Origin of the sequence: Sphingobium sp., from assembly GCA_035196065.1 — a bacterium.
In the GTDB taxonomy this organism is placed as follows: Bacteria; Pseudomonadota; Alphaproteobacteria; order Sphingomonadales; family Sphingomonadaceae; genus Sphingorhabdus_B; species Sphingorhabdus_B rara.
This window is the reverse complement of record CP136575.1, coordinates 2,078,831-2,101,931: the sequence shown is the minus strand read 5'-3', so window position 1 is coordinate 2,101,931 and position 23,101 is coordinate 2,078,831. Positions and strand designations below refer to the sequence as shown.

Sequence of the window (23,101 nt, the reverse complement as noted above, 5' to 3'; positions counted from 1 at the left end):
AAGCATTATGACTGCGGCAGATCGCCCGCCAGACGGGCTTTTGCTGTCAACCATATCGCTGCCCTTACTGCTTTCTGGTGCCGACAATGCGATCCTTTTTGCCAACGAAGCCGCAGAAGCCTTTTTCGGGCGCAGCCGCCGCAGATTGATCGGTGAACCTGCACCCGCGCTGCTGCAATTTGCCAGCGATCGACTTAATGGAGCGATCGCTGTTCGCGAAAGCGATATCAGCGCGCAAAATATGCGTTTTCAGACGACTGGCGCGCAGGCCAATTATGTTGACTTGATGATATCGACACCGCTCGGTTACCCGGATTGCCGGCTCTATCTGCTTGTACCTCGGCAAGCGGTTCGCGACCAGATCGGTGAACAGACCGACGCTGGCAAGATGCAGGCCATGGGGACGCCGGCTATATTGGGGCATGAGATCAAAAACCCGCTCGCCGGGATCAAGGGGGCCGCGCAATTGCTCAGCCGCAACGTAGAGCCCCAGCAGGCCCCGCTTACTGACCTGATTGTGCAGGAAGTCGACCGGATAGCCCGATTGCTTGACCAGATGCAGAATCTGGGGCGCGTGATGCCGGGGCAATTGGGCGCAGAAAACATCCATGAGTTGATCGAACGGGCAATTCGCTCGGTACGTGCGGCGAACCGCCAAATGCCGCTGATTGATATCAGCTATGACCCCTCCTTGCCCGACGTGCAGATTGAGGCTGACGCCATGGTACAGGTGCTGATCAATCTGATCCAGAATGCCATTGACGCCATGGCGGGCGTGGAAGCCCCGCAGATCGGGATCACCACGCGTTTTGTTATGGGAGCTTCACTTCGCAGCGAAGGCGATCAGGGGCTTCGATTGCCTGTAGAGGTCGCCATCAGCGACAATGGCCCGGGCATCGCACCGCATATTGAGAACGAAATTTTCTCGCCCTTTGTAACAACCAAACGCGAGGGGCAGGGGCTCGGCCTTGCTATTGTGCGCAAATATCTCTCCCAAATGCATGGGCGCATATCGGTGGAGCGCGACGCTGCGGCTGCCCGCACAGTTTTCCGGATATTCCTGCCCGTTGCAGCCAGAAAGAATGACATATGAATTCGGATAGGGTCCTGATTGTCGAAGATGATCCGTCAATCGGCATGGTTGTGCGATCGGCGCTCGAATCCGAGGGAATAGAAGTCGATATATGCGAAAGCGCAAGTGCACGCGATGCGGCGCTTTCAGCCAATCGCTATGATCTGATGTTGACCGATGTCGTGCTGAAAGACCGCGACGGGATATCGAGCCTTGATCAGGTCATTGCGCTAAGTCCTGACATGCCGATCATCATTATGTCGGCGCAAAACACACTCGATACCGCAGTCCGTGCCAGCGAAATCAACGCATTTGAATATTTTCCCAAGCCCTTCGATCTGGACGAGCTGATCCTGGCAGTCAAACAGGGCATTGCCAAACGTCGCAGCGAAAGCAGCAGCGACAACGCTACCTTGCTCGAAGCGACAATGCCGATGGTTGGCCGAAGCGCCGCGATGCAGGATGTGTACCGCATGGTCGCCCGGCTGTTGCGCAATGATCTTAGCGTGTTGATCCTTGGCGAGTCCGGTACAGGCAAAGAATTGGTGGCAGAGGCTATCCATAGCCTCGGGCAACGCAAGACTGGCCCATTCGTGGCCGTTAACATGGCCGCCATTCCCGCTGAACTGATCGAAGCTGAACTTTTTGGCCATGAAAAAGGCGCGTTTACAGGCGCGGTCGGGCAGGGAATTGGACGGTTTGAGCAAGCGCAGGGCGGGACGCTGTTCCTCGATGAGATAGGCGATATGCCTTATCATGCACAAACGCGCCTGCTGCGCGCCCTTCAAAGCGGCACAATCAGCCGTATTGGCGGCAAGGCAAGCATCCGGCTTGACGTCAGGATCATCGCTGCGACCAACCAGGATCTGGAGGCGTTGATCGCGGAAGGCAAATTCCGCGAAGATCTCTATTACCGGCTGAACGTCGTTCCTGTCGCACTCCCCCCATTGCGCGCACGGCCCGAGGATATTGGCCTGCTGACCCGGCACTTCTTGTCGCTGGCGGCGTCTGAAGGGCTGCCATCGAAGCAGATTGACGATGATGCGATTGCACTGATGACCACCATGCCCTGGCGTGGCAATGTCCGCGAACTGAAGAATTTTGTTTATCGCATCGCCCTCAACACACGTGAGGATCGGATTTCAGAAGCAAGCATTCGTCAGATAGCCTTGCCGCAAGCCGAAGGTCAGGAACCGACAATTGGTGGTTGCACCTTCGACGCAGCTGTTTTGCAGTTTATGGCTGAGCAGAAGCAGCGCGGTTCAAGCCGCGAGCGAATTTATGCACGCGCGCTAGCAGCGTTTGAAAGGCCGCTTCTGCAGGCTGTGATGCGGCAGGCAAAGGGCAATCAATTGCACGCCGCTGCGATGCTCGGTATCAATCGCAACACGCTTCGGAAAAAGCTGTCTGACTATGGGATTGGAGCGACGCGTACCGGCGAAACGCGCTCCTGAACGGACAAAGCGAGTTATTTTTGCAACAATGTGCTTTTCGCGCAACGCATAAGCTGGCATTAGTTGCTTAATGGCAACAACGGTTCAGCCCGGTTCCTTGGAAGCACATACCAGTTGGCGTCGCCGGCTGTCTGACGCAGCGGGCTGGCTAGGCGACGAACGCCGTATCCGCATCCTAGAGCTTTTCAGCTTTTCGGCGCTTTTGGTGATGGCGGGCGTGACCACCTTCGTTCTGACAAGTGCGGCGCCAAAGGCCGAGCCGCTAAGTCCCTTGGCCGCCGCCATGTTGCTGGTAGCAAATCTGCTGCCGGCTGCGATTGCACTGATGCTGTTCGGCCGCCGCGTTGCGCTGAAACGAGCGGCCGGGCTGGGCGAAGGGCAGGGTGGACTGTTGCACGTGCGGCTTGTCGTTATCTTTTCGCTCCTTGCGGCGGTACCCGCGCTGGTGCTCGCCATTTTCGCATCAGTCTTGTTCCAAAGCGGCGTGCAATTCTGGTTTTCGAACTCGGCGCAGGGCATGCTCGAAAATGCAGGCGCGCTCGCCAAAGGCTATTATGAGGAAAAACTGCGCGATGTGGGTGACGAAACTGTCACCATGGCAAGCGACATCCGCTACACTTTGGAGCGCACAAAACCTAACAATCCGGCGTTTCTCAATTTCTATTATGACCAGTTGCTGTTTCGCAAGTTAAGCGAATCAGCCATTGTCGAGGTCGATCCATCGGGCCAGCAACAAACAATCGCCGTCGTCGCGCCCGATGATCGCGGCAAAAGGCAGTGGATTAGCGGCGCTGACCTGACCAAGTTGAAAGCGGGTGAGGATCTGGTTGTCACTGCACATTCAGACAGGATCGTCGCGGTGCAACGCTTGTTCGATGCGCCGCGCACCTATCTCTATGCCAGCCGCACGGTGACCGTGCCGTCATTCATGTTGGGAGAAAAGGCGCAAAGCGTCCTTTCGGACTATCGCGCGATGGAGGCGCGGTCACGAAAGCTCCAGTTCCAGTTCAATGCAGCGCTCTATATCGTATCGCTCGCGATCATCGCGCTTGCCGTCTGGATTGCCCTGCTCGTCGCCGACCGGCTGGTCAGCCCGGTCAACAACCTTGTCCGCGCCGCGCAAAAAATCGCCGATGGAGACCTGTCGGTTCGTGTGCCAGAGGCAGAACTGCGTGCGAAGGATGAAGTTGGCTTTCTTTCGCTCACTTTCAATCGCATGACCGAACGGTTGCAAACCCAGACGGGCAACCTAATCAGCGCCAATCGTCAGATCGAAGATCGCAAGAATTTCATCGAAACCATTTTGGGATCGGTTTCCTCTGCAATTTTGAGCGTCGATGATGCAGGGATGGTGCAACTTGCCAATCCGATGGCTGAACGTCTGTTGGCACCGCATGGTCCGTCAATAGTCGGTCGACCCTTTGCCGAAGTTGCGCCCCATATTGAAGATCTGCGACGAGAGGCAAAAAGTCAGGCTGTGGTGCAGATCGGTGATGGCGCCGAACCGCAGACACTCGCGGTCAAACTGAACGCCGTCGGCAATGGTCTGGTTGTGACGTTTGAGGACATAACCCAGCAGTTATCGGACCAGCGCCGGGCGGCATGGTCTGATGTTGCGCGCCGGATCGCGCATGAAATCAAGAACCCGCTGACCCCGATCCAACTCGCCGCCGAACGGCTGCGCCGACGTTTCGGCAAGGGTGAGGGCGAAGAAGCCGAGATTGTTGACCAATTGACTGGGACAATTGTCCGCCAGGTTGGTGACTTGCGCAACATTGTTGATGAATTTTCCTCCTTCGCGCGAATGCCGAAACCGGTCTTCCGTGAGGAGGATATTGGAGATATCGTCGGCCATGCAGCCTTTTTGTTCGAGGTGGCAAATCCGGACATCGATTTTACCGTCAACCGCGCAGAACAGCCGGTTCTGTTTTATGCGGACCGGCGACAGATCGGGCAGGCGGCAACCAATATCCTTAAAAACGCGGTTGAATCGATCCGTGGTAGGTTGGCAGACGCGCCGGACGGGCCTCAGGGGCGGATTAGCGTCGACATCTCCAGCGATGGGCAAAAACTGTTGTTACGCTTTGCGGATAACGGGCAGGGGCTTCCTGACTCGCGTGAGCGTATTTTCGAACCTTATGTGACAACGCGGGCAACCGGATCCGGGCTTGGCCTCGCCATCGTCAGCAAGATTGTCGAAGAACATATGGGCGAACTGCGGTTCGAAGATGATCTTGCCGGTGGGGCGGTCTTGTGGATGACGTTCGACCTGCAAAAGCTCTCGATCCTCGCAAACCCGCCCATCACCATTTCCAACGAACCCGACCAGGAGTGAACCCTCAATGGCGCTCGACATCCTCATAATCGATGACGAAAAGGATATACGCGACCTTGTTTCTGGCGTGCTCTCCGATGACGGTTATGAAACCCGAAGTGCCGGCACAGCTGAAGATGCCCTTGCCGCATTTGATGACCGTTTGCCGTCACTGGTTCTCCTTGACGTATGGTTGCGCGGTTCGTCGATGGACGGTCTTGAACTGCTGAAACTGTTTAAGGCTCGGGATTCCAACGTCCCGGTGGTGGTGTTTTCGGGGCATGGCAATATCGACACCGCCGTTGCGGCGATATCGTCTGGGGCCGTCGATTTCCTCGAAAAGCCGTTTGAAGCGGAAAAGCTGCTTCACTTGGTTGCCAAGGCAACCGAAACGCAAAGACTGCGGGCCGAAAATGCGACGCTGAAAGCACTGGTTGGCCAGGCCGAGGAATTGACCGGCACATCAACCGCAATCAATGCGGTGCGCGCAACGCTCAAAAAGGTGGCAGGCACAGGCAGCCGGGTGCTGATCACCGGCCCTGCAGGTGTCGGCAAGGAAGTTGCGGCCCGCCTGTTGCATAGCTGGAGCCCACGCGCGGAGTTCCCGTTCTTGTCGGTTAGTGCGGCCCGCCTTGGCTCCGAACGGTTTGAAGAGGAACTGTTCGGTATCGAGGAAAATGGCCAGTTGCTGCAGGCCGGTATGTTGGAACGCGCGCATGGCGGCACATTATTCCTTGATGAAGTCGCAGATATGCCTGCAACGACGCAGGGCAAGATATTGCGCGTGCTCACCGATCAAAGCTTCACCCGCGTGGGCGGCACGCGTCCGGTCCGCGTCGACGTGCGCTTCGTATCATCGACGGCACGCGATCTGGCGCATGAAATTGCACTGGGGCGGTTTCGTGAAGACCTTTTTTATCGGCTTAATGTCGTCCCGATCGCAATCCCTCCTCTGTCTGAACGTCGAGAAGACATTCCGTCGCTTGCCCGGCATTATGCCGCGCGTTTCGCGGTAGAACATCGTGTGCCACCGCCGGAAATTGCAGACGATGCGATTGCGGCGCTTCAGGCGTGCGACTGGGCCGGCAATGTCCGTCAATTGCGCAACATAATCGAGCGAACGATCATATTGGCACCCGCCGAACGCCTTGGGCAGATCGAGGCGGATATGCTTCCAACCGAGGTCAGCGGCAATTATTCATCGCCCGAAAATGCCGCCCAATCCCTGATGGGTGCACCGCTGCGGGAGGCGCGGGAGGCGTTTGAACGCGAATATCTGCAAGTCCAGATCCGCCGTTTTTCCGGGAATATTTCAAAAACCGCTACCTTTGTCGGCATGGAAAGATCGGCACTTCATCGCAAACTGAAGCTGCTGGGGATCGTCGTACGGAAAAATGGCGAAGAATTTGCCGACGAGGAGATGTGACGGATACACGCCAAAACGTTCCGATGGATTTTTGGTATTAGGCGCAACTTTCCTGTTCGTTGCGGCCTTTGATGATGGTATAACTGTAACAGACGCCGCCTAAGGCGTTGTAGGCAATAAAAATCCAAGCCCAAAAGCATAATAGGATAAGATAATGACTGAAAAAAATAATGGCCTGCAGGACCTGTTCCTGAACTCGCTGCGTAAATCCAAAACGCCCGTTACGATGTTCCTTGTCAAAGGTGTCAAACTGCAGGGCGTGGTGACTTGGTTCGACAATTTTTCGCTGCTGTTGCGCCGCGATGGCCAGTCGCAACTGGTCTACAAGCACAGTATTTCGACGATCATGCCTTCGCAATCGCCCGATTCCGCAGCCTTTACGCAGATGATGGCCAATGTACATCAACGGCCCGGCATGCTGCAGGATGTTTTCCTTTATGCTATGTTTGACAAGAAGGAGCCGGTGACGACCTTTCTTGTAAACGGTGTCATGCTGCAGGGTTCGATCGCGGCCTATGACCTCTTCTCATTATTGCTGGAACGGGATGGCGTGATGCAGTTGGTTTACAAACATGCCGTTTCAACCATTCAGCCGATGCGTCCGGTCAATCTCGCCGAGTATAACAAGGAAGCCGACGGGGAAGGGGATTGAGCCTTTTCAACCGTAGTGAGGAAGATGGTTTTTCGCGCGGCACGCCAACGCTGCTTGTATATCCTGAAATTGCGGGAACCTCCTCGCAAAGCGCAGAATATCGACTGGAAGAAGCTGCAGGCCTTGCCGCCGCTATCGGCCTTAATGTTTTGCAAAGCCGACATTATCGGGTTCGCTCGCCCAAGGCGGCGACGCTGTTGGGTGGCGGCCAGGTAGAGGAAATTGCCTCGATCATTGCTGAGCGGGAAATCGCATTGCTGATCGTCGATGGTGCTCTGACTCCGATCCAGCAACGCAATCTCGAAGACAAGGTGAAGGCTAAGGTCATTGACCGGACGGGCCTCATCCTGGAGATTTTCGGCGAGCGTGCAGCAACTGCCGAAGGGCGGCTGCAAGTTGAACTTGCGCATCTCGATTATCAGGCGGGCAGGCTGGTTCGCAGCTGGACCCACCTTGAACGCCAGCGGGGCGGCTTTGGCTTTCTGGGCGGCCCAGGCGAGACGCAGATCGAGGCTGACCGGCGCATGATACGCGACCGCATGGCGAAATTGCGCCGTGAACTGGCAGAGGTTCAGCGTACCCGGGGCATCCATCGGGCACGCCGGAAAAAGGCGCCCTGGCCGACCATTGCGCTCGTGGGCTACACCAATGCGGGAAAATCGACGCTGTTCAACCGGTTAACGCAAGCCAAAGTGCTGGCTGAAGACATGTTGTTCGCAACGCTCGATCCGACCATGCGCGAGTTGCGCTTGCCGGGTATCGAAAAAGCGATCCTTTCCGACACGGTGGGTTTTGTTTCAGACTTGCCGACGCAGCTCGTCGCTGCGTTTCGCGCGACGCTGGAAGAGGTGACCAGCGCGGATATCATCATCCATGTCCGCGATATCGCACATCCTTCGACTGAGGCGCAAAAGGCTGATGTTGAGGCGATTTTGCGCGACCTTGGCCTTGATCTCCACAGCGATGAGCCAGACGCTGCCCCCATATTCGAATTGTGGAACAAGGCTGACAAGCTCGATAGCGAACAGCATGACGATCTGACACAGATGGCCGCCCATTCACCCCGCCATTTCCTGATTTCAGCGCAGACCGGCGAGGGGATTGACCGGTTCATTTCGGCGCTTGCCAATGGGATTGGTACAGGTCGAGAGGAACATTGCCTCCAAATCGATAGTGGCAATGGCGAAATTCTTGCATGGCTTCATGCCCGCGGACGGGTTGAAAATGTCAAGGAAGACAGGGATAAGCTGATTATTCAGGCCTCGCTTCCGCCCAGATCATGGGGCAAGTTCCGCAAGCAATTCCCTGAAATAGTTTTAGATTAAGCTTTCTCGGCCGTTTTAACACGCTGCCACAGTGCCTCTTTGCCGTCGAGATCAAGCTGCTCGAAGTGGCCTTCGGCGAGCGCCTCCATCGAACGAAAGCGGCGCTCGAATTTGCGGTTGGCCGCTTTCAGGGCTTCTTCGGCATCGACCCCGGCCAGGCGACAAACATTAACGGCTGCGAACAACAGGTCGCCAGCCTCTTCAAACCGTTCCGCGTCTGTTGAAGAGGCTCGAATTTCGTCAATTTCCTCATTCACCTTATCAATTGCACCTTCGATATCGGGCCAATCGAAACCGGTTCGCGCCGCACGTTTCTGCAATTTTTGTGAACGCATCAGGGCAGGCAGCGCCACTGCCACATCGGCAAGCGCGCTGGTATCGGTAGATTTTCCGGCACGCTCGGCCGCCTTTATGGCTTCCCAATTGGCGGTCACCGTGCTGGCATTGGTCGCTCGACCATCGCCAAACACATGCGGATGTCGGCGGAGCATCTTGTCGCTGATCGCATCGATGACATCCTGTAACGAGAAATGGCCTTGTTCGCTGGCCATCTGGCTGTGGAAGACGACTTGTAATAAAAGGTCGCCCAGTTCGTCCTTCAGCGCGGCCATGTCGTCACGTTCAATGGCGTCGGCAACTTCATAGGCTTCTTCGATGGTATAAGGCGCGATCGTCGAAAAATTCTGTTCAAGGTCCCAAGGGCATCCGCCATTGGGATCGCGCAGTTTCTTCATGATGTCGGCAAGTTTTTCAATCTGGGGGGGCATCGTTATCAAGCCGATCTTTCAGTACGATAATATATATTATGTTAAGTCAAAAATCGCGATGCCTAAGGAGAGCTCTCCCTAAGGCGTCAACTCCATGACGTCACGTTGCACCCTCCAACTCGAAAAGCTGTCAAGGAAGTTCATCCCTACAACATTGACGTCACCAAAATTGTCCCCGACGACGACGTCAAGATCATCAACTTGAAAATCACCAATTCGGAACTCGGCAACGTTACCAGTCCGTGCCTCAATCTGGCCATTGGCGGTTTCCAATAGGATCTTGCGTCCATCGAGTTCAACATTGGTCTTTCGCGCCAAAGCGTCGCCCATGGCGGTTACCGTAGCGCCGCTATCAACCATGAAGTCCGCATTGACGCCATTGATTGACGCCCGCAGCCAGAAATGCCCATCATCCTGACGAACCAGACGCAGCTTATCGCCCTCCATGCTTTGCCGTGGCGCGCCGGTCAGTTCACCCTTAACGCGATCCCACATCATCGCCATTTCGGGGCGAAAGCTGAAGATCACGAAAATCAGGAAAAATATTGCGATCCAGGCGCCAATCATCTTTGCATATTGCCGCAAAGGCAAACGGCGCGCGATCAGACCGGCAGCAATCAGCACAATCAAAAGCAGCGCATAGACAGCTTCGGGAGAAGCCAGCGCGTCCATCAGCTTACCTTGCCCTCAGTGCGCCGTGCTTTCGCAAAAAGATCGAAAAAATTCCGACCGGTTGTCTCGATCAGTTCCTCAACAGACATATTTCGTTGATCTGCCAGAAAGCCCGCAGTGCTGGCAACAAAGGCCGGCTCGCAGGTCTTTCCTCGATGCGGCACGGGCGCCAAGAACGGGCAATCGGTTTCAACCAGCAAACGATCTGCGGGTAGCCATGCGGCTACATCCTGAAGATCGCGGGCATTTTTGAAGGTCACGATCCCCGACAGCGATATATAAAGGCCAAGGTCTAGCGCCTTGCGGGCGAAATCGGCACTCGCGGTAAAACAGTGGATGACCCCGGTAAAGCGCCCCTTCCCCATTTCTTCGGCAAGTATATCCGCGGTATCTTCTTCGGCGTCACGTGTGTGAATGATGATCGGCAGGCCGGTTTCACGCGCGGCAATAATATGCTGCCGGAAACAGGATTTCTGCTGTTCGCGATCGCTATAGTCATAATAATAATCAAGACCTGTCTCGCCAATCCCGATCACCTTGTGGTGGCTGGCGCGCTTGATCAATTTATCCGCCGTCACATCGCCATGATGGTCAGCCTCATGGGGATGAATGCCCACCGACGCCCAAACGTCTTCCTCACGCTCTGCAAGGCCAATCACCGCGTCCCATTCATTCTCGCGGGTTGAGATGTTCAGCATTGCCGATACGCCAGCGGCCCGGGCGCGCGTCAAGACATCCGCTTCCTGCTCGACCAAACCCTTATAATTCAAGTGACAATGGGAATCGATCAGCATCTACCTCAACCTTCCTGCGGCAATTCCAGTCGGGGGAAGATGGGGGCTGGCGGTGCAATGCGAAAGCCGTTTGCGGCCAATTCAGTATAATAATCCTGATTGGCGATAGTCGCAAAATCACGGTCGTTGGGGCCAATACCCAACTGATCAAGTAACTTTGCGGCGGATTCCGGAATCACGGGTTGTACCGCAAGCGCCAGCGAGCGTAGCGCCCGAACCAGCGTTTCGAGCACTGCCTCCATCCGCTCTGGATCGGTCTTCCGCAACGCCCAAGGCGCCTGGGCATCAATATATTGGTTGCAGGCAAATACCGCACGCATCCAGCAATCGAGGCCGGCGGAAAAATTGAATGCGGCAAAGTTGGCGGGAACGTCGTTCATGCAGGCGTCGTCGATCAAAGCCGTCAGCGCGTAATCCTCTGCCGTCTTGACGTCATTTTGCGGCAGCCTGCCCACAAGGTTTTTCGCAATGAAGGACAAGGTCCGTTGCGCAAGATTGCCGAAACTGTTCGCAAGATCGGCGTTTACGCGGGTGACAATGGCCTCGGCGCTATAGGTGCCATCCTGCCCGAAGCTGACTTCGCGCAGCAGGAAATAGCGGAGCGCATCCACCCCGAACTGATTGGCCAACTCGATCGGATCGACGACGTTGCCAAGCGATTTCGACATTTTTTCGCCGCGGTTTAAAAGGAAGCCGTGGCCGAAAATCTGTTGTGGCAATGGCAGATTGGCCGACATCAGGAAAGCAGGCCAATATACTGCATGAAAACGGACAATATCCTTGCCGATAATGTGGACATTGGCAGGCCAGTAACGGGCGAAGCTACCCTCACGATCCGGAAAGCCGATACCCGACAAATAGGTCGTCAGCGCGTCCACCCAAACATACATGACATGTCCGGGCGAACCCGGCACCGGCACGCCCCAGTCAAAGCTGGTGCGCGACACGCTAAGATCCTTGAGTCCACCTTCGACAAAACGGAGAACTTCGTTACGGCGGCTTTCAGGCCGGATAAAGTCGGGATTGTCGCGATAAAGCGCGAGCAGCGGCTCCTGATATTTCGACAGGCGGAAAAACCAGCTTTCCTCGACGGTCCATTCAACCGGCGTTCCTTGCGGCGACAGACGCACGCCCCCCTCCCCGTCGACCAATTCCTCTTCGCCATAATAGGCTTCGTCGCGGATCGAATACCAACCTTCATAACGATCCAGATAAAGGTCACCGCTGGCCTCCATGGCTTTCCACAAGGCCACGCTGGCAGCATGGTGCGCGGCGTCGCTAGTGCGCATGAATACATCATTTGATATATTCAAAGTTGTACACATCTGCCTGAAATAGGATGACATTTCATCTGCAAATTCAAGGGTATCGCGCCCTGCATCGCGCGCTGTCTGCGCCATTTTCAGACCATGTTCGTCGGTGCCGGTCACAAAACAGACATCGCGGCCCATCAACCGCTGGAAACGGGCAATTGCGTCAGTCGCTATCGCTTCATAGGCATGGCCGATATGCGGCCGACCATTGGGATAGGCAATCGCAGTAGTCAGATAATAAGGTTCGCGCATCGTTCCGCTTTTAAAATAGGTTCAAAATGTCATCCGCGCTGCGCCAAGCTGGCGAGCAGATGGCCCATTTGGAGGAGGACCGCCTGTTTATCAAGCGAAAGCCCGATGGCTCTTGCAGCAAGGCGGTCGGCTTCCTGGAAGGCCTCTACACCGCGCGGCAAATCACTTACCGGCAGATCAGAAGCCGCCCGAGCAATCCGTCCCGGAACATAGCGCAAAAAGGCTTCATAGCTCGATTGTGCGGCCTTAACCGACAACTTCTCGGCAATCTGCATGCGGATCTGGTTGCTGCTGTCACCCTTGGTCAATATGTCTTCGGCCAATTGCTCAATGGCATCAAAACCGATGCCCGAAAGCTGGATTGCCTCGCCCGGTGCGCCGCGCCCGGTTCGCACCAGCGCCGCAATCTCGATTGAGCCCGCATCTGGCAACAAGATGTTCAGCGCCGATGTCATGTCATTGTCGCTCAGCGGGTCGAACCGAAGCATCTGGCAGCGCGACCGGATGGTCGGCAGCAAACGGTCACTCATATGGCTGATCAACAGGAAATATGTGCCCTGCGGCGGTTCTTCGAGCGATTTTAGAAGGGCATTTGCCCCTCCCCGCTCCAGATCATCGGCAGCATCGATGATGACAATGCGCTTGTCCGCCATCGACGGCCGTGTCGTCAGACGATGCTGAACCTCGCGTATCTGATCAATGGATATGCTTCGCTTCAGCTCAGCATCCGGATCTATGGGCTCGCCGTCTTTCGGCAACTCCTTGGGCAATCTTTGCACCCAGACAATATCGGGATGGCTTCGCTGTTCTATCATTGAACTGTGATGGTTCAGCGGATCGACCAGTTGGCGCGCCATTTCACGTGCAAAACTGGCCTTTCCCACCCCGCGCGGGCCCGACAATATCCAGCCATGATGCAGCCTGCCGCTACTAGCGGCCTTGACGAATTGCGCCAATTGCCGGTCATGCCCGAATAACCGGCTCATGGCAGAAGATCCGCGATCTGCGCAAACAGGCGGTCGCCAACGTCGTCTGCAGTGCCGCGGGCGTCAACGACGCGGATCCGATGCGGTTCGGCCTCGGCAATTGCCAGAAAGGCATCGCGTACGCGCTGGTGAAATGCATCATCACGGCCGCCGATGCGGTCGCTCTCGCCGCCGTCGCGCTGTTGCGTCCTTTCCCGGGCATCCGCCAAGGGCAGGTCAAGGATGATCGTCCGTTCAGGCAGAAAACCCCCGCTGCCAATGGCGTGCAACTGCATGATGGCAGCATCGCTTAACCCCAGGCTCGCGCCTTGATACGCGCGGCTGCTATCCAGATAACGATCGGATATTACCCAAATACCCTTTGCCAGCGCCGGCTTGATGCGTTTGACGACATGATCGCTGCGCGCTGCGGCGAACAAAAGCGCTTCGGCTTCTGCGCCCCAGCGGTCGTCACCGCCGCCCAATAGCAATCCCCTGATCGCTTCTGCCCCCTCTGTGCCGCCCGGCTCGCGCGTGATGTCAACTGCAAGCCCATGTGCAGCCAGTCGCTCTGCCAACATGCGGATCTGGGTTGACTTGCCGGCGCCTTCTCCGCCCTCGATCGATATGAAGCGACCCATGATCACAACTTTTCTGCCAAAAGGCGCATGCCGTTCAAGGCTCGACCGAGAAAATTCGCACGCTCGACACTATCCGCTGCGACTAGCGGAAAGCGTTGTACTTTGCCCCCTTCATAAAGCAGCGAGAGCTCCGCGATTTTCTGCCCTTTGCGAATTGGGGCTTTGACGGGGCCGTCATAACTGACGCTGATCCGAGGGCGCTCGATCGCCCCCTTGCGTGAAAGCGCAGCAATGCGCTGCGTCGTTGCTACAGGAACAACCATTGCCTCCCCCAATTGAACCGGCACATTGGTGACCATTTGGTTCGGCGCAAACAAGGGCTGTTCGACCCAATTGTCAAAACCCCAGCGCATCAGCAGCCGCGCCTCGTCTATTCGCGCTTGTGCAGAAGGCAGGCCCGCAATCACCATCAGCAAACGCCGATCGTCCTGCTTGGCCGTACCCACCAGGCAATAGCCCGCCTCTGAACTATGCCCGGTCTTCATGCCGTCTGCGCCTGCCACCGCACCCAGCAGAGGGTTGCGGTTCGATTGCGCCACATTGCCCCAGCGGAAACTGCGCTGTCCGAAAAACATTTCGAACAACTGCGGATGGTCTTCGATGATATGTTCAGCGAGCAGCGATAGATCCTGGGCCGTCGAAACAGTCTTGCCGCCATCAGGCCAGCCACTGGCGTTACCAAAGCGGCTATCTTTCATGCCAAGCCGCTTCGCTGCCGCGTTCATTTCACCAGCAAAGGCGGTTTCGCTGCCGCTGATGCCTTCAGCCAGAACAACGGATGCGTCATTACCCGAAAGCGTAAGTACGCCATGAAGCAGGTTTTCGACCGAGACTTTTTGGTTCGCCTTCAGGAACATGGTCGAACCCCGATTGTTCCAGCGCATCCATGTCGCGCCGCTGACCTTATACTCCGTCTGAAGGCTGATTTTGCGGGCCTTGATCGCTTCAAAGGCGACAAAGGCGGTCATCATCTTGGCCATTGAAGCGGTTGGCACCTGCCTCCCACTCTTTCGATCAACCAATACAGTGCCCGAATTAAGATCGACAAGATAGGCGATCGGCGCGGTCGATTGCGGCAGGGGGGCGTTGGCCTTTACCGGGATAGCAATCGCCAAAAGGGGCAAGAAGAGACATGCGCGCATGTCGCCTTGTTAGCGGGGCAAAGGCGGCTTCGCCAGTGCTTGCTAGTCGCGCAACAGCCTCGCCTGTGGATAGCCGCGCTGGCGCGCATCGTTGAGCGCATTCTCGGCCTCTGCCTCACTCTCAAATGGCCCATATCGCACGCGGAACAAACGTCCATCGGCGCTTGCCGAAACCGTTCCGCCCGATTGCCGTGCAAGCCTTTCCGCCGATGCGCGCGAAGAAAAGGCAGCGATCTGGACGACATAGCCCGCAGGCGCTGCTGCAACCGGAGGCCTGTTCGCCGATGCGCGGCTTCCCGCGACTTCTCGCACAAAACGATCACTACCCGCGCCACTGTCTGCCGAAGCGGGTGACACAGATTGCCCAGCAGTTCTTGCCGGTGTTGATGCCCGTGCCATGGCAGCCGGGCGCGGTTGTTTTGAAAGCCTGTCGCGCAACACCTTCAACAGCGATTCAGGCGTATCCATGCGTGATGCTGCTGGAGACCCGCCGCGAAGCGCAGAGCGATCCTGTTCAGGCGGATTGACCCGGCGGACGCGCACACCGGCGACGCCCTGCCCCACCAGACCCAATTGACGCGCCGCACCCTCGGAAAGATCAATCAGCCGATCGTTGGCAAAGGGTCCGCGATCATTGATCCGCACAAGAATGGTTCGCCCGGTGTCGAGGGCGGTGACTTCAACATAGCTGGGCAAAGGCAGGGTCTTGTGCGCGCCGCTGATACCGGCGGCCACAAATGGCTCGCCATTCGCTGTCGGCCGCCCTTCCATTTCGGAACCATACCAACTGGCATAGCCGACATCGTCATAATTTGGTGTGTCTTCGGGCGTATAGCTAATGTTGCCGACGTTGAACGGCGCACCCAACTTTACCGGAAAATCCTGCACGGCAGCGCTTTGCCCGCCTTGGCCGACTGGGATGGCACCAATATCCTCTTCCCGCCCGCCGCAGGAAGCCAACATCAGGGCTGAACCGGCAGCGAGTGCAACTTTAATTCCGTACCTCATCGGCAAGCAATCCCACAGACAGTGCGTAAAAATTCGAGCAATTATAGTCTAATATCGCGCGATAGTTGCTTCCGAGTAAATAAGCGGTCCGCCCTTCACCATCAGGTTCGATCAACGCGGCCTGCATATTGTCATTGGGCCAGGCTCCTTTTTGCGGAACCAACCCCAATTTTTTCCATTCAGAAACACGCATCCAGCGGCTGTGCCGTGCAAATACACGGGCACATCGAGGCGCGACCAGATTGGTTCTGACGCTTCCTCGATCGAACGATGAGGGCACATCAACGGCAAAACCCCAAGGTTCATCACGCCGCCAACCGGCGTTAAGCAGGTAATTGGCGATTGACGTCATGGCGTCGACCTCGCTCTTCCAGATGTCGGCATAGCCATCGCCATCGCCGTCGCCGGCAAGGCGCAAATAAACCGAAGGCAGGAATTGCGGCTTACCCAATGCTCCGGCCCAGCTTCCCGTGATCGCATAAGAGGGAACCCCGCGATCGATCATTTTAAGAACAGCAATCAGTTCCGCCTCGAACAACTCGCGCCGCCGACCTTCAAACGCCAGCGAAGCGAGCGCATCGGGGGCATGAAAATTGCCCATGACCGCACCATAATTGGTTTCATGGCCGTAAATCGCGATCATCACCTCTTCGGGAACACCGGTTTCATTTTCGATCCGCTGCAACAATGGACGCAGCTCGGTATATTTGGCGCGCCCGCGGCTAATCCGCGCGGCATCGACATGCCGCCGCTTATAAGGTTCGAACGGAGGTGCCGGCGCTGACGATGTGGTTTCGGGCTGTCCGCGATCAAGCTGCACCACCCGGGGGAGATAGACCAGCGACGGCATCGCCCTGTCGAGCGTTGCCTTGCTCACACCTTCCCGCGCAGCACGCGCACGAACCGTCTGCAGATATTGCTCAAAGGCATGCGAATGGCTGTCATTTTGTGCAGGGCTGGCCGTTGGAGTTTGCGCGCTCACCATTGCAGGCGGACCGGCCAATGCAAATGCTGCAACCGCCAAAGCCCCGCCAAAAGGAAAAGACCGCCTGTTTTTCGCCACGCCCATGCCGCTCCCATCATAATATAGCCGGAGCATAGCATCGATGCAGCCGGCTCGCCAATAATGCCGCTCCGCCCGTCGCATCACTGCACCAGTCTGCCGTGCGCCATCAAGAAGTTACATGACGTTGGGACGCCTAAATCTACCGCCGACATCGCGCAAGCGCTTGCCAGACCGCAAATAGTTGCATAACGGGCGTGCGCAAGGACAGGTGGCCGAGTGGTTTAAGGCAGCGGTCTTGAAAACCGCCGTGGGTGCAAGCTCACCGTGGGTTCGAATCCCACCCTGTCCGCCAGCAAACTGAGTTGCGAAAAATGCTGTCGCTTCCGACAGCTATCCTTGGTTTTTTTCAACGCAATTATCCGCTTGCGTTAGCCCGGGTTGCCCGTCGCTGGTTGAATGATACGGAATGTCGCGCTTGCCCGCGCAATCAGTTCGTCATCTGCGAAAATTCGGGCATCAGCTTGGCCTACTCGGTTCCATCCGTCCCCGCGCAGAGGCGTGCACGCCTTTTGCCTCTGACATTGGGGCAACTGCATTGATCAGCGTCGGCGGCATGTTGACGAATACATTTTCATATTGCCCCGGCTCGATGCGATAGGTTTCGTGATAAATGCCGACATCGCCATTATTGCCAATCAAGCGATTAAAGGCCGCCCAGGCAGGAAGATGCTTGTTGTCCTTGGCTTTTGCATAGGCCTCTAACTCTTCGAAGGAGCGCCAATATTGAATCAGCACGATTGTGCGCCCGAACCAAGTCTTGCCCCCCATGAAACCAAGCTCCGGGCGGGGGTATAATTCGCGCAGCATCGCTGACATTTGAATGATGAGTGGCAACCACCGGTGAACCAGCCAAAGCTTGTTGATACGCATGCCGATGATGAACAGGACAAATGGTTCGTCAAGACGGGCCGTCCAGCGACCCTTCAATATCTCGCTCATGCGTTCACCTCTCCTTTCAGCTACGTTGGCACGGCTGGTATTATCCCCACTGCAAAGCCGATCCGTTGCAGCGCATGCATTGTAATGCCGCTGCGCGTTTCCTGACTGAGTTCCAATGTGTTCAACGCGTCTGAGCGCAACAGGCTGACCAGACCGTGCAAGCTGGACCAAACAAACATGGCTTCGCGATCAATTGCTTCCTGGTCGTAGGGTTGCGGGCGCTCTGCAAATACACGACCAAGCGTGTGCCTAAGCACGTCAAAGGCGTCTCGGGCGCCGTGCATCATTTCACTATGTTGATGCGGATCCGGCAACGCGCCGCCAAACATCAGCCGATATTGAAGCGGGTGCGATAAGGCGAATTGAACATAGGCGAAGCCCATCGCCAGGGAATCACCCGCCGGATTGTCCGTTACGGGCGCCGATCGTAGCGCCGCAGCGAAATCGGCATAAGCCCGGCGAACAATCTCGGCAAGGACATGGTCACGGCTGGGGAAATGCCGATAGGGCGCCTGATGCGAAACGCCCAAGCGCCGCGCCACATCGCGCAGGCTGAGCTTTTCAAGTCCTTCCTGTTCGATAATCGCCAAGGCTTCGGCAAGGCAGGCCTCTCGTAGATCGCCGGGCGTGCGCCTTACATCCATAACATCACCGCGAAAGCTTTATGGTCAAACGCGTCACCCGTCCTGCAGTCACTTGAAACGCAGCTTCCTGAAAACGGGGTGCACGCATGGCAGGCCGCACATTATTGGAAACACCCCAAGGTTGCTTCGGCCGACCAAGAATGTCGCGTGTAACTTCTTCCTGACCTTCGGGCAAGGCTGCAACAACCAGCGCATAAGTGCCTGGTGCAAGATTTTTGAATCGGCAGGCTTCTCCGCCAGGTCCACGCGCAACACTCTGTTCCCCAGCGGTTGCACGGCCGTTGGGGAAGTTACGCGGCCCTGCGAAAAGCCTGCATCCGATCGTGCCGGTAGAACCTTCGGCACCTGTGACGGTAACGACAATTTCCTGTGCCATGATCGGCGAAGCGGTGAGTGCCACCCCGGTTACTGCCGAAAAAAAACGTACCATCGATATGTCCAAGATGTTGACACTGTCTACGCACATAAGTTAGTCAGTAGACAGTGTCAACAAACGCATCATGCGGCGGCTTCAGTAAAGGAGATCCGATGGTAGTTGAAACAGCATCTGCGCAACCACGCAGCCCTGCCAACGCAGTGGGTATCCCCCTCATTGTCTCAACGCCTTCGGTTGAAGCAGCAACTACAAAAATACGCACGTGTCCCAACGCTACAGGCAGACACGATGTCCCAACAAAACAAACGGTTGAAACAGAGCCTGCAAAAACATGCAGGCGCGCCAACGCGATAGACAAGCCCGCTATTGTCTCAACGCTATCAGATGCATTTTTTAACGAGCCGGCCTTTTCCTTCATTGTGCCCGATGCAACCGCACGAAAGCGGGCGTTAGAAAAGGCGTTCCGGATCATAGTCGACGAAGATCATAAAATTGGCAGCATCATGATGACGTCGGGCGCCGAAGCCGCCACTGCATGGCGGACGCCAGGCCTGGTCAGGGACAGCCAATGGGATGCAATCCGCACTGGCCTGCCTTATCTGCTTGCCTTTGGCACAGCGATTGGCCGCGCTTCGCTCGTTGCGAAACTGATCAAATCCCATCTACCGGTCGAGGAATATTGGTACCTGCATTATGCGGGCTGCCATTCGAGCCACCGGTCTAAAGGCTTTGGCGGGGCCGCCATTCGGGCGGGGCTGGAGCAGGCCGATGCCGCGCGGTGCAAGGCCTATCTCGAGACAGCGGACGAGAATAACATTCCGATCTACCGCGCCCTCGGATTTCATATCATGCATAGCTGGCAGGTGCCGGACGGTCCGCAATTTTGGGGGATGATGCGAGGCCCGCGCTGAATCCGCAACTATGGTCTGCCAATATGTGGTCAGAGGGTCATCGCTGCCAAACGGTTTGCACCGAGATGAACTCTGTTTCTGCCGGCATTTTTCGCTTCATACATCGCGGCATCAGCCTGATTAATCGCCATGTGCAATGGGCTGTCTTCCTGCCATTGCACAACGCCGAACGAACCGGTGACCAACAAACCATCCGACCATGACGGGTCGCGCAAACCGGATAGGTTCTGGCGAAGCTTCTCCGCCAATTCCGCCGCTTGCTCCAATGCGCAATTTCGCAGCAAAAGGATGAACTCCTCGCCCCCCCAACGCGCCGCCGCACCATCGCCTCGTCCGACCAGATCAAATGGACCTATTGCGTTAGACATCAGTTCAGCAGTCTTTTTCAAAACGCTATCCCCAATGGCGTGGCCATGTTGATCATTGATGCTCTTGAAGTGGTCCAGATCCACAAGGATGAGACTCAACGGATTTGCAGCACCATCATTTCTGATCCTTCCAGCCAAATCCTCAAATGCCCTGCGGTTGTACAACCCTGTCAGGCTATCCCTGTTTGCCAGATATTCCGCAGCTGCCAACGCGTGCGCCAGATCATCCGCAAGTTGCTGCTTTTCCAACTGCGTTCGGATGATCAGACGGTTCTGAACCCGCATACTATGGGCCAGAGCAATAAGTGCGGGGGCAAGGCCGATTGTGGCGATCAACGGTATCGGTCCGATTGTATCGAGATAGGCCAGCGTTTGCGGGGTCAGGCAGAGCATTACGCCGGCTAGAAAACTAAGGAATGTGCGCCATTGAGAGGCGACGACGATGCTGGTTACAGCGATTGACACGATGATCACGACACAGACGAAAAGCGACACGATGTCGCGTCCCAGCATGTCCATCACTGGATACATCATGCCTGCCCAGATCGCGCCTGACACAAATGCCAGACAATCATAGACGTTCCAAAGGGCCTGGCGTTTCTCTTCTGCGCAACGTTGGAGACGTCGACTGACCAGAAACATTGCGAATACCGATCCGGCGTTGAGGGCAATCAACATCGTCATCAAACCCCAGTTACGCAGATAAAGGCTGCAAATGGCTACCAGAGCGAACGGTATGATGTTGATGACATTGGCTAGAGCAATGTGCTGAAGAAAATTCCGCTGCGAAAGCTGGTCGACTTCAGCCTCTGTGGCACGGCTTTCTGATGCCGCCCGCGCTGCGTCAATCGATCTTGCCGTGATTAGCATTTCCATCGGTACGGACCCACCAGTCGTCTCTCTGGATCCATCTCACGAAAACACTAATAATTCGTGCAAACACAAAGGACGCAGGAACATTTATTCCTGCATTTTTGCCATCGGAAACAGCAACAAAGACGCGGCGCGGTGGAAGACCGGTCAGGCAAATATGCTAATTATTGCGAATGCGATTGCCAACGGCAAATCACCGGAACCCTAAACGAGGGAAACGGAGCATCGGGCGGGTTCATCCGGAACACCGCCCTGCCCCCTTGCGGCCTTATTTTTCTTCGGCGAGCTGCCCGCCATTGTCGCGGTTTTCGCCAAAAGCGCTGGTAACACCGTCGACCATCATTTGGATTTCTTCATTGGCATATTTTTCAGCGTCGGCTTGCTTGGAACCGTAGCCGCGCTCCGACTTCACCAATATGTCGAAATAGGCCTTGCGCTCTGTTAAACAGGCGGCCTGAATTGCATCATTGAATTCAGAAGGCCCCTTTTTTGCCTGCACAGCCGAATTATGTTCTTTCACAAGGCAGTTGTTCAATGCTTTGCGGGCGTCATCCATAGGATCGCCCTTAGCTGCAGCCATGTTGAGCGCCATGGCCAGCGCCAGAGTTGTAAACATGCGGTTGCTCCCCAGTTTCTAGCGAACGATATTCTTCCCGGACATCCGATATCACAGCGGACGGGCAGCCTGCAATGATGCAGATTGCGCTTGAATGCGCCCTGAACCTGATGCGTTAGCGGACCCGTTTACCACCTTTTACAACGGCGTCCACAGTCTCAAGTTCGCGAACATTGGCCAGCGGATCACCATCCACCGCGATAATGTCAGCAAGACGGCCAACGGCAATTGCACCGACATCCTTTTCGCGGCCCAATGCTTGTGCGCCGTTGCGAGTTGCGGCCTGGATCGCCTCTAGCGGCGTCATGCCGTAATCAATCATGGTCTTGAATTGACCGCCAATCTGTCCGTGCGGCATCACGCCGGCATCCGATCCGAAGACCATTTTCACGCCGGCTTTGTGGGCCTTGCGGAAATTATCACGCTGGATCTGCGCGACTTCGCGGTCCTTGCGCAAATTATCCTCAAGCACACCGTTTTTTGCGCCCTCGGCCTGGGTATATTCAGTGTTGAAGATATCCATCGAAAACCAGACAGGGCGCGGACGGGCCGCAGCCAGCTTGATTCCTTCATCATCGACCAAGCTTGCATGCTCAATCGTATCAATCCCCGCCTTGATCGCGGCCTTGATCCCCTCTGCGCCATGGGCGTGGGCTGCGACACGCAAGCCCCATTGATGCGCTTCGTCCGCGATCACACGCAATTCGCCCTCGGACAATTGCTGCTGTCCAGGTTCGGTATTGCGAGAGAAAACGCCACCTGTCGCGCAGACCTTGATCACTTCGGCGCCATATTTGCGCTGGCGGCGAACTTCATAACGCAAGCCGTCATCGCTGTCGGCAATGCCTTCTTGCGGTTTTTCAAGGCTGGGGGGAAGAAAGGTCGAATCGCAATGGCCGCCGGTGGCACCAATGGCATAGCCGGCGGGAACGATCCGTGGCCCCACGGCATAGCCACTATCGATTGCCTGTTTCAGGCCAATGTCGTTGCGATTGTCGGAGCCGACGTTGCGCACAGTTGTGAAGCCTGCGTCAAGCATTGCACGGGCATTGCCAACTGCCGTCATGCCCCAGAAGCTGTCTGTAAATTCCAGACCGCGATAACCGCCAATATCGGCCGGGCTGTCGAGGTGAACATGCATGTCGATCAGGCCGGGCAGCAAGGTTTTATCGCCCAGGTCGATATGGGTAACATTTCCGCCCCATTTGACCGTACGTGCGTCGGCGATGCCCGTGATACGGCCATCGGCTCCGACGAAAATCGCAGGGTTGTCGATCATCTTACCGGTCAGCACGTCTAGCATGCGTGCACCTGTGATGACGGTGCCTTGCGTCGCCGCATCCTGTGCCTGGGCTGCCGAAATTGGCAGCGCGAGCGTCAAAAATGATGCCCCCAGACATTTCGCCAAAAAGCTCGGCTTTCCTTTGCTGCGGCCGTTCATATATTCATCCTCATTTTAGAGATTATGCCCAAGCAGATGCCAATTTTGTCTGGAATAGGACAGCAGAAAA

Annotated in this window: 23 protein-coding genes and 1 tRNA gene; 8 read left to right on the top strand and 16 right to left on the bottom strand. The window is 56.2% G+C overall.

Annotated features, from left to right (window positions below; genetic code table 11):
• Positions 1-7 precede the first annotated feature (7 nt).
• The 6 genes from RSE16_10050 to hflX all read left to right on the top strand — a co-directional run bounded on the left by RSE16_10050 (position 8) and on the right by hflX (position 8,243).
• Entirely contained in the window at positions 8-1,093 is a 1,086-nt protein-coding gene (locus RSE16_10050) for an ATP-binding protein (protein ID WRH75053.1), read from the top strand.
• Positions 1,090-2,526 (top strand): sigma-54 dependent transcriptional regulator, encoded by a 1,437-nt coding sequence (locus RSE16_10045; protein WRH75052.1) that lies wholly within the window; start codon positions 1,090-1,092, stop codon positions 2,524-2,526. The genes RSE16_10050 and RSE16_10045 overlap by 4 nt, the downstream gene beginning before the upstream one ends.
• A gap of 70 nt (positions 2,527-2,596) precedes the next feature.
• A complete protein-coding gene (locus RSE16_10040) occupies positions 2,597-4,861 on the top strand; it encodes an ATP-binding protein (GenBank protein WRH75051.1) in 2,265 nt (754 codons plus the stop codon).
• Between the two features lie 7 nt (positions 4,862-4,868).
• Positions 4,869-6,266 (top strand): sigma-54 dependent transcriptional regulator, encoded by a 1,398-nt coding sequence (locus RSE16_10035; GenBank protein ID WRH75050.1) that lies wholly within the window; start codon positions 4,869-4,871, stop codon positions 6,264-6,266.
• A gap of 154 nt (positions 6,267-6,420) precedes the next feature.
• The gene (hfq, locus tag RSE16_10030) at positions 6,421-6,918 is read left to right on the top strand and encodes an RNA chaperone Hfq (protein WRH75049.1); all 498 of its coding nucleotides are present in this window, start codon (positions 6,421-6,423) and stop codon (positions 6,916-6,918) included.
• Positions 6,915-8,243, top strand: a complete 1,329-nt coding sequence (gene hflX, locus RSE16_10025) for a GTPase HflX (protein WRH75048.1) — start codon at positions 6,915-6,917, stop codon at positions 8,241-8,243. The genes hfq and hflX overlap by 4 nt, the downstream gene beginning before the upstream one ends.
• Here hflX and mazG read toward each other — a convergent pair.
• The 9 genes from mazG to RSE16_09980 form a co-directional block, all read right to left on the bottom strand.
• The gene (gene mazG / locus RSE16_10020) at positions 8,240-9,010 is read right to left on the bottom strand and encodes a nucleoside triphosphate pyrophosphohydrolase (protein WRH75047.1); all 771 of its coding nucleotides are present in this window, start codon (positions 9,008-9,010) and stop codon (positions 8,240-8,242) included. The genes hflX and mazG overlap by 4 nt on opposite strands.
• Positions 9,011-9,088: 78 nt before the next feature.
• Entirely contained in the window at positions 9,089-9,682 is a 594-nt protein-coding gene (locus RSE16_10015; protein WRH75046.1) for a TIGR02281 family clan AA aspartic protease, read from the bottom strand.
• The gene (locus RSE16_10010) at positions 9,682-10,476 is read right to left on the bottom strand and encodes a TatD family hydrolase (GenBank protein WRH75045.1); all 795 of its coding nucleotides are present in this window, start codon (positions 10,474-10,476) and stop codon (positions 9,682-9,684) included. Before RSE16_10010 ends, RSE16_10015 begins: the two co-directional genes overlap by 1 nt.
• Positions 10,477-10,481: 5 nt before the next feature.
• Positions 10,482-12,041: a methionine--tRNA ligase gene (gene metG, locus RSE16_10005; protein WRH75044.1), complete on the bottom strand. Its 1,560-nt coding sequence runs from the start codon at positions 12,039-12,041 to the stop codon at positions 10,482-10,484.
• Positions 12,042-12,070: 29 nt separating this feature from the next.
• A complete protein-coding gene (locus RSE16_10000; protein WRH75043.1) occupies positions 12,071-13,027 on the bottom strand; it encodes an AAA family ATPase in 957 nt (318 codons plus the stop codon).
• Positions 13,024-13,653 (bottom strand): dTMP kinase, encoded by a 630-nt coding sequence (gene tmk / locus RSE16_09995; protein ID WRH75042.1) that lies wholly within the window; start codon positions 13,651-13,653, stop codon positions 13,024-13,026. The genes RSE16_10000 and tmk overlap by 4 nt, the downstream gene beginning before the upstream one ends.
• The gene (locus RSE16_09990; GenBank protein ID WRH75041.1) at positions 13,650-14,789 is read right to left on the bottom strand and encodes a D-alanyl-D-alanine carboxypeptidase family protein; all 1,140 of its coding nucleotides are present in this window, start codon (positions 14,787-14,789) and stop codon (positions 13,650-13,652) included. The genes tmk and RSE16_09990 overlap by 4 nt, the downstream gene beginning before the upstream one ends.
• Positions 14,790-14,831: 42 nt before the next feature.
• Positions 14,832-15,752, bottom strand: coding sequence for a septal ring lytic transglycosylase RlpA family protein (locus RSE16_09985; protein WRH75040.1), 921 nt, complete (start codon positions 15,750-15,752; stop codon positions 14,832-14,834).
• Positions 15,753-15,780: 28 nt separating this feature from the next.
• A complete protein-coding gene (locus RSE16_09980) occupies positions 15,781-16,782 on the bottom strand; it encodes a lytic murein transglycosylase (protein WRH77341.1) in 1,002 nt (333 codons plus the stop codon).
• Positions 16,783-17,065: 283 nt separating this feature from the next.
• Between RSE16_09980 and RSE16_09975 the strand changes: the two genes are divergently transcribed.
• Positions 17,066-17,155 (top strand) — tRNA-Ser (locus RSE16_09975).
• Positions 17,156-17,319: 164 nt separating this feature from the next.
• Here the strand turns inward: RSE16_09975 and RSE16_09970 are convergent.
• The 4 genes from RSE16_09970 to RSE16_09955 are packed head-to-tail and all read right to left on the bottom strand — an operon-like array spanning position 17,320 to position 19,240.
• Positions 17,320-17,802, bottom strand: a complete 483-nt coding sequence (locus RSE16_09970) for a DUF4188 domain-containing protein (GenBank protein ID WRH75039.1) — start codon at positions 17,800-17,802, stop codon at positions 17,320-17,322.
• 20 nt (positions 17,803-17,822) lie between these two features.
• Positions 17,823-18,446, bottom strand: coding sequence for a TetR/AcrR family transcriptional regulator (locus RSE16_09965; protein ID WRH75038.1), 624 nt, complete (start codon positions 18,444-18,446; stop codon positions 17,823-17,825).
• 4 nt (positions 18,447-18,450) lie between these two features.
• Positions 18,451-18,876, bottom strand: coding sequence for a DUF2141 domain-containing protein (locus RSE16_09960; protein ID WRH75037.1), 426 nt, complete (start codon positions 18,874-18,876; stop codon positions 18,451-18,453).
• A gap of 43 nt (positions 18,877-18,919) precedes the next feature.
• A complete protein-coding gene (locus tag RSE16_09955) occupies positions 18,920-19,240 on the bottom strand; it encodes a hypothetical protein (protein WRH75036.1) in 321 nt (106 codons plus the stop codon).
• 1 nt (position 19,241) lies between these two features.
• Between RSE16_09955 and RSE16_09950 the strand changes: the two genes are divergently transcribed.
• Positions 19,242-19,733: a GNAT family N-acetyltransferase gene (locus RSE16_09950; GenBank protein ID WRH75035.1), complete on the top strand. Its 492-nt coding sequence runs from the start codon at positions 19,242-19,244 to the stop codon at positions 19,731-19,733.
• 29 nt (positions 19,734-19,762) lie between these two features.
• Here RSE16_09950 and RSE16_09945 read toward each other — a convergent pair whose 3' ends face one another.
• From RSE16_09945 to RSE16_09935, 3 genes are all read right to left on the bottom strand, one after another.
• Positions 19,763-20,977 carry a GGDEF domain-containing protein gene (locus RSE16_09945; protein WRH75034.1) on the bottom strand — a complete coding sequence of 405 codons (1,215 nt, stop codon included), beginning with the start codon at positions 20,975-20,977 and terminating at the stop codon, positions 19,763-19,765.
• Positions 20,978-21,242: 265 nt separating this feature from the next.
• Positions 21,243-21,590 carry a hypothetical protein gene (locus RSE16_09940; protein ID WRH75033.1) on the bottom strand — a complete coding sequence of 116 codons (348 nt, stop codon included), beginning with the start codon at positions 21,588-21,590 and terminating at the stop codon, positions 21,243-21,245.
• A gap of 115 nt (positions 21,591-21,705) precedes the next feature.
• Positions 21,706-23,031 carry an amidohydrolase family protein gene (locus RSE16_09935; GenBank protein ID WRH75032.1) on the bottom strand — a complete coding sequence of 442 codons (1,326 nt, stop codon included), beginning with the start codon at positions 23,029-23,031 and terminating at the stop codon, positions 21,706-21,708.
• Positions 23,032-23,101 lie beyond the last annotated feature (70 nt).